The 10,773-nt window shown below is 70.2% G+C and carries 13 protein-coding genes; 3 read left to right on the top strand and 10 right to left on the bottom strand.

The window, feature by feature from the left end; translation table 11 throughout:
* Positions 1 to 107 precede the first annotated feature (107 nt).
* The 8 genes from JWR81_RS24020 to JWR81_RS23985 all read right to left on the bottom strand — a co-directional run bounded on the left by JWR81_RS24020 (position 108) and on the right by JWR81_RS23985 (position 6,304).
* The gene (locus JWR81_RS24020) at positions 108 to 1,148 is read right to left on the bottom strand and encodes a toluene hydroxylase (protein ID WP_297657451.1); all 1,041 of its coding nucleotides are present in this window, start codon (positions 1,146 to 1,148) and stop codon (positions 108 to 110) included.
* Positions 1,145 to 1,444, bottom strand: a complete 300-nt coding sequence (locus tag JWR81_RS24015; protein ID WP_297657448.1) for an MmoB/DmpM family protein — start codon at positions 1,442 to 1,444, stop codon at positions 1,145 to 1,147. Before JWR81_RS24015 ends, JWR81_RS24020 begins: the two co-directional genes overlap by 4 nt.
* A complete protein-coding gene (locus JWR81_RS24010; RefSeq protein ID WP_297657446.1) occupies positions 1,444 to 1,710 on the bottom strand; it encodes a toluene-4-monooxygenase system B family protein in 267 nt (88 codons plus the stop codon). The genes JWR81_RS24015 and JWR81_RS24010 overlap by 1 nt, the downstream gene beginning before the upstream one ends.
* Positions 1,710 to 3,227: a toluene monooxygenase gene (locus JWR81_RS24005; RefSeq protein WP_297657443.1), complete on the bottom strand. Its 1,518-nt coding sequence runs from the start codon at positions 3,225 to 3,227 to the stop codon at positions 1,710 to 1,712. Before JWR81_RS24005 ends, JWR81_RS24010 begins: the two co-directional genes overlap by 1 nt.
* A 12-nt stretch (positions 3,228 to 3,239) precedes the next feature.
* Positions 3,240 to 3,719: a nuclear transport factor 2 family protein gene (locus JWR81_RS24000; RefSeq protein ID WP_297657440.1), complete on the bottom strand. Its 480-nt coding sequence runs from the start codon at positions 3,717 to 3,719 to the stop codon at positions 3,240 to 3,242.
* Positions 3,716 to 4,165 (bottom strand): nuclear transport factor 2 family protein, encoded by a 450-nt coding sequence (locus JWR81_RS23995; RefSeq protein WP_297657437.1) that lies wholly within the window; start codon positions 4,163 to 4,165, stop codon positions 3,716 to 3,718. The genes JWR81_RS24000 and JWR81_RS23995 overlap by 4 nt, the downstream gene beginning before the upstream one ends.
* A 62-nt stretch (positions 4,166 to 4,227) precedes the next feature.
* The gene (locus JWR81_RS23990; RefSeq protein ID WP_297657433.1) at positions 4,228 to 5,241 is read right to left on the bottom strand and encodes a DJ-1/PfpI family protein; all 1,014 of its coding nucleotides are present in this window, start codon (positions 5,239 to 5,241) and stop codon (positions 4,228 to 4,230) included.
* Positions 5,242 to 5,341: 100 nt separating this feature from the next.
* Entirely contained in the window at positions 5,342 to 6,304 is a 963-nt protein-coding gene (locus JWR81_RS23985) for an AraC family transcriptional regulator (protein ID WP_297657430.1), read from the bottom strand.
* 1,002 nt (positions 6,305 to 7,306) lie between these two features.
* On the opposite strand from JWR81_RS23985, the gene JWR81_RS23980 reads away from it, so the two are divergent.
* From JWR81_RS23980 to JWR81_RS23970, 3 genes are all read left to right on the top strand, one after another.
* Positions 7,307 to 8,044 (top strand): DUF4142 domain-containing protein, encoded by a 738-nt coding sequence (locus JWR81_RS23980; RefSeq protein ID WP_297657427.1) that lies wholly within the window; start codon positions 7,307 to 7,309, stop codon positions 8,042 to 8,044.
* Positions 8,045 to 8,100: 56 nt separating this feature from the next.
* A complete protein-coding gene (locus JWR81_RS23975) occupies positions 8,101 to 8,694 on the top strand; it encodes a class F sortase (RefSeq protein ID WP_297657423.1) in 594 nt (197 codons plus the stop codon).
* Positions 8,695 to 8,917: 223 nt separating this feature from the next.
* Positions 8,918 to 9,307: a hypothetical protein gene (locus JWR81_RS23970; RefSeq protein ID WP_297657420.1), complete on the top strand. Its 390-nt coding sequence runs from the start codon at positions 8,918 to 8,920 to the stop codon at positions 9,305 to 9,307.
* 541 nt (positions 9,308 to 9,848) lie between these two features.
* Here the strand turns inward: JWR81_RS23970 and JWR81_RS23965 are convergent.
* Together JWR81_RS23965 and JWR81_RS23960 are read right to left on the bottom strand one after the other, a co-directional pair.
* Positions 9,849 to 10,061: a transposase gene (locus JWR81_RS23965; RefSeq protein WP_297657417.1), complete on the bottom strand. Its 213-nt coding sequence runs from the start codon at positions 10,059 to 10,061 to the stop codon at positions 9,849 to 9,851.
* Positions 10,058 to 10,773 (bottom strand): transposase (locus JWR81_RS23960; RefSeq protein ID WP_297657410.1); only part of this gene is annotated, 716 nt, incomplete at its 5' end. The genes JWR81_RS23965 and JWR81_RS23960, both read right to left, overlap by 4 nt.

Raw genomic sequence — 10,773 nt, 5'->3', positions numbered from 1 at the left:
CATGAGCAGCACGCTCGTGCCGTCGACGGTGACGGCGGTCATCTCCCCCTCCCACAGCTCGTCGAGCTCCAGCGCGGGAACCCAGCTCGCCGTCACGCCCTCCACGCTCAGCCGACCGCTGCCGCTGAGCCCAGACCCGCGGCGCCCAGACCCGCGGCGTCGAGCACCCGGGACCGTGCCGCCCGCGCCGAGGCCACGACGTCGTCGACCGCGGGTGCCCCCTGCGGCGCGGACGACAGCACGGGCGCCAGTGCGGCGACCGCGTCGTCGGCCCGCGCCGACCAGCGGTCCACCCACTTGCGCAGCACCTCGGCGTTTCCCGGGCGCTGCTCGACGGCGAACGCCCCCAGCGCCGCGCTCCACCGCTCCCGGCGGCGGGCGTCGGCCGCGAGCAGGTTCGACAGCAGCCACGCCAGCTCGTCCCCGTTCGCCCTCGCCACGGTGCCGAACTGCGTCAGCAGCACGTCGTCGAGAGTGGGCAGCAGCACGAGGTTCATGGCGGTGAACGCCTCGCCCCAGTCGTAGGCGATCAGCGCGGTCTCGATCGCCTTCCGGACGCCCTGCCAGGCCGGGTCGTCCTCCCAGATCCGCCGCTCGTTCTCGCCGATCCCGCTGCCGGGGTGGGCCAGCTGCAGCTCGCGGGTCCGGTAGGCGGTGCGGGTGACGCGACGGAGCAGGTCCGCGGCAGAGAACGCCGCCGCGTTCGTGATGTAGGACGACGGCGCGATGTGGCCGATGTAGGCCTGCACCTGCTGGGCGCCGTGCAGCGGGTACCGGCCCGGGGCGAGCAGCCGCCCGAGGACGGACACCCAGCCCCCCGACAGGGCGGCGTCGGCGCCCGCGTCCGCGTACTGCGTGAGCAGCCCCTCGGCCTTGGTCTCCTCGTCGTCCTGCAGGCCGACATAGGTTCGGTAGGTCATCTGGTCGGGGTCGCGGAAGGCGTTCCAGTCGTCGACCTTCAGCGGCGAGCCCTCGCGGTAGGTGAGGAACCACAGGTTCGCCGGCGACGACGGGTTCTGCTCGAACGGGACCTTGCGGCCCTCGCGCAGCGTCCAGTTCGTCTCGTGCGTCACCACCTCGTACTCGCTCGGCACACGGCGGACGTCGCCGAACGCGCTCCAGGTGCGGCGCCTCTTCGGGGTGGTCATGCGCTGGCTCCCGACCGCTTGGTGGCCCATTCCCAGGAGATCTCGTCGCTGCTGGTGCGGATGCGGCCCGCGAACGACGAGAGCATCGTCTGCAGCGAGCGCAGCTCGAACGACGGTCCGAGGTGGTGCTGCAGCGACGCCTCCGTGACGCGGACGCGGCCGGGACCCTGCACACGGACGTAGGCGCCGCGGTCCACCACCTCGATGTCGATGTCGGGGTTGTCGTCGCGGATCGCGGCGACCACCGACTCGACCTCGTCGCACATCCGGAGCACAGGGCCCACGGGATGATCCATCAGGACTCCTCGTACTCGACGCGGACGTGGTCGAGCGGGCCGATGCCCGCCTCCGCCACGGTGATCGAGGGGTCCAGCCGCTTCCCCTCGTGGAACACGACCTTGGGCAGGTCCTTCTTCGGCACCCGCCTGCCCTCGGTGTGGTGGGCGATCGCGTCGGCCAGCTCACCGATCGTGTTGTCGGACATGATCGGCACGAGGATCTGCACGAAGTCCTCGGCGAAGATGGCGTTGAGCGGCACCAACTGGGGTTCAGCCGTGGTCATCAGGACCCCGCAACCGGGACGCGGGGCACGATCAACCGGTCCTTGTAGTCCGCGGCCCAGGAGTAGTCCGGGTCGTCGCCCATGACGTCGGGCGTCAGGCCCATGTAGCCGAGGATGCCGCCGACGTCCATCGGCTGGATCTCGCCGGCCAGGAACCGGTCGATCACCGTGGGGTGGTTGAGGTTGTCGCGGTCCTTCCACCAGATCTGCCGGCAGCCCGCGGTGCAGAAGTGGTACTTCACGCCGTTGTGGGTGAGCGAGTGGTCGCGCACCCGCCACTTGCCGTCGTAGCCGAGGGTGGCGTTGCAGCAGGGCAGGTGGCACGTGCTGCACAGCCACGGCAGCGTCTCCGGCAGCGTCGACTCCATGTCGCCGCGGTTGACGTTGTCGATGATCACGTCCCACTTGTCGCCGAAGACGGTCTCCCAGTTGGGGTACTTCTCGCGCAGCCAGTCGCGGTCGTCCTTGCTGACGGCGGCCGTGGGCTTCCACCACAGCGTCGGACGCCAGTACCAGAGGCCCATGTGCAGGGCGTGGTGCCAGGTGTCGAGGCCCTTCATGAACTCGTCCCAGAACCAGGGCTTCTTCAGCCCGTAGTCCTCGATCGTGCGGACGAACTGGTCGATGATCCACTCCTCCATGAACTCCCGGTAGCTCTGCTTCCGGTGCTCGACGGGGGTGTAGTAGTCCATCGCCGGGCCGGTCAGGGCCGCGAAGGCGCGGGCCGAGCCCCAGAACGCCTTGTCGATCACCCACTGCGCGCGCACGGGGTCGTGCTCGACGAGGATCTCCAGCGTCGGGCCGCCCTGCTGCGCGTGCCGGGCCTCGTCGGTCTGGATCGAGCTGATCATGTTGGCGAAGTTGACGTCGCCGGACTCCAGCGCGTCGGCCGAGAGCGCCACGAACTGCAGGTTGGTGAACCCGGTCTCGAACGTCAGCGGCACCTGCACCGCGATGTCGACCACGTTGGACGTCACCATGATCCCGTCGAACAGGTTGCGCAGGGAGATCGCGACCCAGTCGTTGGTGTGGAACATCTTCTGGGTCCAGTCGTACTGCGGGTCGCGCCCCACGAACTCGTGGCCGAAGAACAGCGTGATCTGGGCGTGCCGGATCTCGTCGAGCGCGCCGAACGCGGCCATGTTCCGCCACGAGCCGTTCAGCCCGAAGCGGGCCATCTTCAGCTCGGCGAGCGCCGCCTCGGACTCCACGAGCGTGACGCCGCCGAAGTGCATCTTCGTGGACGACTTCCAGCCCTCGGACAGGTTCTCCCACGCGGTGGAGCGCTGCAGCGCGGCCTTCACCGCGTAGGCGGAGCTCTCCTTCTCCCGCTGCGTGGCCACGTACTCGGGGTAGGAGACCTTGTAGTCCTCCTCCCAGTCCTTCCAGGCCTCGCGCGGCACCTTCCCGGTGCCGGACATCCACTCCGGGTAGACGGCGTCGTCGTCCACGTACGACAGCGTCCAGTCGACCTCGCGGACGAGGTGCTGGAACTCCTCGCGCTTCAGCAGGGTCATCGCCGATCCCTTTCAGTCGATCTCGAGGTGGCCGAGCTGGCGGCTGATGCTGGCGTTGTTCCAGTAGGCGGTGATCCCGTCGATCAGGCTCCCGGACCTGTCATCAGGGCTGGAGAACCGGAACACGAACAGGTGCGGCTCGGCGAAGCTGCCGCCGCGGGCGGAGATGTTGGCCCAGGCGCTGGCCTGCGTGCCGCCGAGGGTCACCTCGGCGACGACGACGCTGCCGTCCACGCTCGAATGCACCGAGGCGACGCTGTTCCAGAGATCCGGGAACGACGTGATCATCCCGGTCCACAGCGTCTTGCCGATCGTGGCGACCTTGCCGTCGCCGCGGACCACCCGCTGCCGACCCCAGATCTCGACGGGCACGTAGGAGAAGTCGGCGTTCGACGTGCAGAGGTCGGTCATCTCGTCGACCTCGTGGCGGCGGTAGGCGTCGAAGAACGCCTCGACCGTCTGCGCGGGCGAGCGCACCTCGGTGGTCGTCATGCGGATGCCCCTTCCACGATCGCGATCTTGTCGAGCCGCTTGACGGCCAGGCGCCGGAAGAGCTGGTTCTCGTCCCAGAAGCCTTTGACCTGCGTGATCCGGCCGTCGCGGACGGTCAGGAGCCACGCCTGGCGCAGGTCGAGGTGCTTCTCCTGGTTGACGGCGCCGAGGTAGTCGGCGGCCTGGGTGCCCTCCAGCGAGATCTCGGCGAGCACCGTTCCGTCGCCGAGCTCGGCCACCCGCTGCACGGCCACCGTCAGGTCGGGGAACGCCCCGACGGTGGCGGCGAAGTACGCACGCCCCGAGGCGGCCGGGTCCATGGAGACCCGCCCGTCGGCCGGGAGCACCTCGATGTCGGCGTCCGCGGCCAGGAGGGCGAGGACGGCGTCGGCGTCGTGGTCGCCGAGAGCGCTGAAGAAACGGTGCACGACCTCGGTCGCGGTCATGGGCATCTGCTCCTCGGGAGTGGTCCGCCGGCCCAGCAGCCGACGGAGGAGATCGCCGGCGCTCACAGCACCGCGAGGGACTTCAGGACGGCATCGGCGACCGACTCCGACGAGCCGGGGTTCTGCCCGGTGATCAGGTTGCGGTCCACCACCACGTGCGACACCCACGCGGCCGGGGCGTCGTCGAACACGGCACCGGCGTTCTTCAGCGCGGTGTCGAGGTACCAGGGCATCCCGAGCTTCCCGGTGACGGTCTGGTCCTCCTCCTCGTCGGTGAAGCACGTCAGCCGGTAGCCCTCGAACAGCCACTCGCCGTCGTCACGCCCACCGGCGGCGAGCAGCGCGGCCGGCCCGTGGCACAGGGCCGCGACCGTGGCGTTCCTGCGGTGCAGGATCTGCAGCAGCCGCGTGACGTCGGCGTTGTCGGCGAGATCGACCATCGGCCCGTGCCCGCCCGGCACGAAGACGGCGTCGAAGGAGGCCATCTCCTCGTCGGTCATGGCCGAGAGATCCACCGGACGCTGGAAGCCCGGGATCGCCGCGAGCTCGGCGGCGAGACCGTCGGAGATCGCCTGGCTCGCGTCGAGGTGGGCGGTGACGGCGTCGTCGATGTCGGCGCGCGAGAGCGGCGTGTCCTGCTCGCCGAGGACGTCGGCGAGCTGCCGGTCCTCCCGCCACGCGGTCTTCGCGGACCGGCTGACCAGCACGCGGGCCTCTTCGAGCGGCATCCCGGCGTCGCGCATCGCGAGCACGATCCGCCGCGACGCCCCCAGCCCGAGAGCGGTGAGGTGGCGCAGCGTGAGCCGGATGTCGTCGACGTCCCGCGCGAACGTGCGCGTGACCGAGCCGAGGAAGTCCTCGTCCTCGTCGGGCATGTGGAAGATCGGCTGCAGGCCGTAGGAGTCGGCGTGCGGCGGCTGCCCGTCGGGCGTCGCGACGACCACGTCGACGCCCGCCTCGGTGAACCTCCGGTAGGGGACGGCGGCTTCCTCGGCGAAGTAGCCGGTCTCGTGCGGTGTGCCGTCGGCGAGACGTATCTCGCGGGCGCTGGTGACGAGGTAGAGCAGTCGCGGCATGGGCGCTCCCGTGTCCTGGTGTGACCCAGAACACTAGGAACCGAGCCGGGCCGCGGTTACCGGGATTCCTGCGGAGAAGTTGCGGATTCCTGCGGCCGGCTCAGACCGGTGCGGTGGCCCGGTCCACCCGCAGTGCCACCCCGCCGCGCTGCGCCTCGGCGTAGGCCCGGGGCGTCACCCCGAAGTGACGCTTGAACTCGGTGATGAACGCCGACAGGCTCGAGTAGCCGACGCTCTTGGCCACCTCGCTGGCGTTCAGCGTGCCGTCCACGAGCAGCCCGCGGGCGCGGTCGAGCCGCATCCGCTTCACGAACTGGTAAGGCGACATGCCGGTGGCGTCGCGGAACAGGTGCGCGAACGTCGACGGGCTCATGCTGACGTGCTCGGCGAGATCGGCGATGGTCAGCGGCTGGCTCAACCGCTCGCTGACGTAGTGGATCACATCGGAGACGGGGTTGCGGGCGCTCTCCTGAGCTGCCGCGTCGATGAGCCGGTCGCACTGCTCGGACTGCAGCACCCGGTAGACGATCTCCTGCAGGTAGATCGGCGCCAGCACCCGCCGGTCGGGGGCCTGCGCCACGGACTTGACGAACCGCAGCGCCGCGCCGAGCAGGTCGAGGTCCAGCGGCGAGACGTAGGCGTCCCGGCCGTCGACGGGCGGCCGGTGGAACGTCGTGGCCGCCCGTTCGATCATGTCGGCGTTGATCCGCCGCACCAGCGACGGGTCGACCTGCAGCACGAACGAGAGGTACGGCTTCTCGACGCTCGCCTGGACGATCTCGGCCTGGAACCGCATGCTGCGCCGCATCACCAAGTAGTGGAACTGGTCGTAGCAGTGCCGGACGTCGTCCACCGTGATGGCCTTTCGGCCCTGCGCCACCACGCAGATCGCCAGCGCGCCGACGTCGTCCCATTGCGGCGCGGTCGGGGCGGTGAAGCGGTAGAACGTGAGGCCCGGCCAGTCGGTCGGGTTCGGGCCCAGGGCCGGTGCGCGTGCGGCGAGCGTCGCGATGAGGTCGCCGGGGACCAGGCGCTCCTCCGTCGGGATCTCCTGAATGTCCAACCCAACTCCGATCTTCGACGCAGAAGACAGATGTGGCCGCCCGGCGGAGCCGGCCGCCGAGGATGGTGGGGCCGCCGTGCACGCCTGACAACCGGAACCTAACGGATCGATTATCGACGTAGGCGCGTCACGAGATCACGGAGCGCACCCGACAACGGCCCCTCAGGACGAGATCCTGAGGGGCCGTTGCTGGTAGTAGCGGGGGTAGGATTCGAACCTACGACCTCTGGGTTATGAGGCGGCCGGGCATGGTTGTGAACCGTTTCGGCCTCTCCCCGCTGTCGCCGCGGCAGCCGCACGCAGGCGCGGGCCCGCCACTTGGGTGCTCGCGCCACCCAGCCCGTCTCACCGGTCACGGCCCATCCGCGACGTCGCCGTGACCACCGCGGTGACCACGCGTTCCGCCAGAGCGCCTGACCAGGCGAACACCTCCTGCTCTCAGACGCCCAGGCCCAGAAGCAGCGTGAGTGACAGGTGCCAACGACTGCCACTCACACTGTCACTACTGTTTCAGCAGGTCAGGCACCTTACAGAGTCATAGCGACAAAGGGGGTTGAGAGATCTGCGTAGGCGACATCATCACGTGCGACGGCAGGACCGTGCAGGAAGTCAAGGACCACCGCCTCCGGAGGGGCGGCTCGGCGCGGGGCGCCCCATTCCCTCTACCCACACCGACAGGCTCGGTGGGTCAAGTCCGCAGGCGTGGTGTTCGACGGCGGGCGCGTGATCTCTCTTGTTGGGTCAGTCGCTGAGCGCCGGGATGCTGTTGGTCGGGCGGAGTGACAACCAGCAAAATGACATGCTTGGACGCCCGCCCCCGAGGCGTGCGTCTGTTGCGATGAGCACGTCCCGCGCGTACCCCGTGGCGAAGAGGGCCCGATCCGCTTTCCGACCGGCCGCACGGGCCCCGTGTTTCGGGTCTCAGTCCGGGGGTAAGTACCTCGCCCGTTGGCCGAAAGGAGGGCGGCGGCTTCGGCGTCCTCCCTACCGGAAGGGGTACGTATGAGGTTCGCCGTCGCCGCGGCCGGCATGCTCGGTGCAGCCGCTCTGATGTTCGGCAGCGGGGTCGCCGCAGCGCAGACCACGCCGCCCCCACCTCCCGGCACCGACATGAACACGCCACCGAGCAGCAGCGCCGGGGCGCCCGGGACCGGTGGGCAGCTCTCCGACCAGGATCGGCTGTACATCATGCAGAACGCGCAGACCGATCTGACCGAGATCACGGCCGGAGGGCTCGCCGCCCAACGGGGGACGACCGCCGCCATCAAACAGACCGCCCAGACGCTCATCAGTGATCACCAACAGGCGCTCACCCAGCTGCGCGGCATCGCACAGAACACCTCGGTGACCCTGCCGAGCGCCCCCAGTCAGATGCAACAGCAGGTGCTGCAGCAGCTCACGGCAGCCACCGGCACCGCGTTCGACCTCACCTACCTGCAGCCCGAGATCTCCGGTCATCAAGAGTCCATCAGCCAGACCCAGCAGGAGCTCTCCTCGGGCAGCAACGCCGCGGTCAAGCAGTTCGCCAGCAGCTACCTGCCGGTCGCTCAGAAGCACCTGCAGTTGCTGCAGAGTGACCTGCAGCAAATCGGCGGCGTGCCGAGCGGGGTGAGCGCCGGCTCCGGCGGCACGGCGGCGCCGTGGGCGTCTCCCGAGCTGGTCGATGCCCTGCTCGGGGGCGGCTCACTACTCGTCGTCGGGGCCGGGGCCCAACTGCTCACCCGGAGGCGCCGAGCGTGAGAACAGCCGGTGCGCCGCGGGTGCCGGCATCTCACCGGCGCCCACGGCTGCCCTGGATGATGTTGCTGGCCGGCCTGACCATGATCACCATCGGCCTGATCGGCTGGTGGAGCGCCGCGGCGGCCACACCGAACCGCGGAGCCGTGCCCACGGCAGCACCGACTCCGTCAACGGTGCCGATCGCGGGCCCGCCCGCGCCGGTTGCGGCGCCGGCGACCCCGGAGCAGCTGCGACTGCCGTCGCTGGGCGTGGACGCCCCCGTCGTGCCGGTCGACGTCGAGCCGGGCGGCGCGCTGCGGGTTCCCGATGACCCCGGTGTACTCGGTTGGTGGCAGGCCGGCGCCCGGCCCGGCAGCGGACACGGAACGGTCGTGGTGGACGGCCACGTCGACACCGCCCGCGACGGGCCCGGCGCCTTCTACCACCTGCGTGCACTGCGCCCCGGTGACCAAGTACGGCTCAGGACGGACCGCGGCACACAGGGCTATGTGGTGCGCGCAGTGCGCAGTTTCCCGAAGACCGCGCTGCCACCGGAACTGTTCACGACCGACGGGCCACCGCGCCTGGCCCTGGTCACCTGCGGTGGCTCGTTCGACCAGCACACCCGCCAATACGCCGACAACGTGGTCGCCTACGCCGTGCCCGGCTGACCAGAACTACATCCCCGCGACCGACAAGGCGACCTACGACGGGCCCAGCAGGCGGGCAGCCAGCAGCCGGTTCCGCCAACGGTGCTGTCACCCGCTGGGAACGATTCGAGTTGTCGGGCGACCCAGCCGTCCTCGAGCCGGACCGTGCCCACTGTCAGGGCCGAACGACCCTGGGGGAGGTCGGCCGCGCGCCCGAGTTTGCCGGGCGCTCACCCGGCCGCCATTGCGGCAGCGAGCACGCGAGGGGGTGCTCGCCGCGTTCTGGCCCGCGGTGCGCTGCCGTCTCGGCATCGGCCTGCCAGTACTCGCGCTGGTCACCCTGATCAGGGGGCCGCTGACGACGAACGCGGGCGTGTGGCTGCTGCACCGAATGGAGCGGACGGCGCTGGTGCTGGCGCACGCCCGGCTGGGCGACGCCATGCTGCCCTGGGCGATCGCGCTGTTCATCGCCGCGCTCGCAGTGTGGGCGCTGCGCTTCCTCGAGCCGCGGCTCTGCTCTACCCCCGCCCCAGCTCCGCCGGCCGCGGCAGGCCGTCCGGGACCGGACCCTGCAGCGGTGGAGCCCGGCTCCGCGGCGACACAGCCGGGCCGCATCGAGTCGCCCCTGGCCTGAGCACACAAAAAGCAAGAGGGCCACTGACCGTGCTGGTCAGTGGCCCACTTGCGTAGTTGCGGGGGTAGGATTCGAACCTACGACCTCTGGGTTATGAGTCGGCCGGGCACTGTCGTAAGCCGTTTCGGCCCCTCCCCGCTGTCGCCGCGGCAGCCCCCGCACGCAGGCACCGGCCTGCCACTTGAGTGCTCGCGCCGCACAGCCCGTCTGACCGGTCGCGCCCCATCCACGATGCCGCCGTGACCACCGCCGTGACCACACGCCCCGCCAGAATGCGAACCAAGTGAAGACCTCCCACCCCCAAGACGCCCCCAGGCTAGGAACAGGGTGAGCCACCGCTGTTTCAGCAGGTCAGGCACCCTACAGAGTCATAGTGACCAAGGGGGTCAAGCCCGGATGCACCGTCCAGCTGAGTTGATGATCGATAAGGCCGGATCTGGGTCTGGACGGTTTCGGAATCGGAATTGGGCATGATCGGGTTGCCGGTCGGGCCGGCGTCTCCGAGGTCTTTCGGGTCGTGGGCGGACAGGGCGTCGACTGTTCAGCTGCGCATCGGGAGGGCGTTGATGCCGGTCAGGGCGGTGAGGAACGCCTCGGCCCAGGGCCAGTTGGCCGGTAGCCGCAGATGCAGGCGGCGGGCGGTGTGCACCAGCCGGCCGGGGATGGTGAACAGCCGCCGGCGCAGGGTCGCCGCGGTGGCCCGGGCCATGCCGGCCAGCGCGCCGACGGGGCGGCCCAGGTTGTGCGCGGTCACCGCGAGCGCCAGCCAGGCGGCGTGGCGGCGGTGATCGGCCTCGACCTGCAGCAGGTCACCGTCGCGGTCGGTGACCATGGCGTGGTAGTCGAAGTCGGTGAACAACGCCAGCTGCGAGCCCGGGGTCGGACGCACCCGGCGCACGACCAACCGCACCGGGGCGCGTCGCGGGTGTGGGCGAAGCAGGTGTAGGCGGTCTCGGCGACATCGGCGCCGGACACCTCCGGGGTGGACAGCCAGTACGGGATCGGCTTCAACGCCGAGTCGGGGATCGCCGCGATCGCGGCCCGGATCCTCTTGTCCTGCCGGGCGGTGACCGAGAACCGGACGTCGAACTTGCGAGCCGTGGTCAGCACCGCGCGGGAGTAGAACGCCGAGTCGGCACGCACGGTCAACTGGCCCGTCGCCCCGGCAGCGCGCAGTCTGCTGATCGTCTCGGTGAGGAACGACTTCGCGCCCCGAGCGGCGCCGGCCGGGCCGCCCCGGAGCCGGGAGAACAGCACCTGCCCGGTCTCGGGCAGCGTCGCGAGCTGCGGGTGGTAGCCGCGGACCTTGGTGTAGCCGAACCCGGCGCCCTGCTTGCCGCGGCCGTAGACCGGGCAGATCGTGGAGTCCAGATCGAACACCAACGGACCCGCCGGATCGACCGGGCCGGCACCCGCGGCCCACAATCGGGCCAGCAGCTCACGGCTCACCGCATCGAGCTCGCGCA

It is taken from the genome of Pseudonocardia sp. (genome assembly GCF_025965585.1).
GTDB lineage: Bacteria > Actinomycetota > Actinomycetes > Mycobacteriales > Pseudonocardiaceae > Pseudonocardia.
The sequence above is the reverse complement of the archived record's forward strand: the minus strand, read 5'-3'. Positions and strand labels throughout refer to the sequence as shown.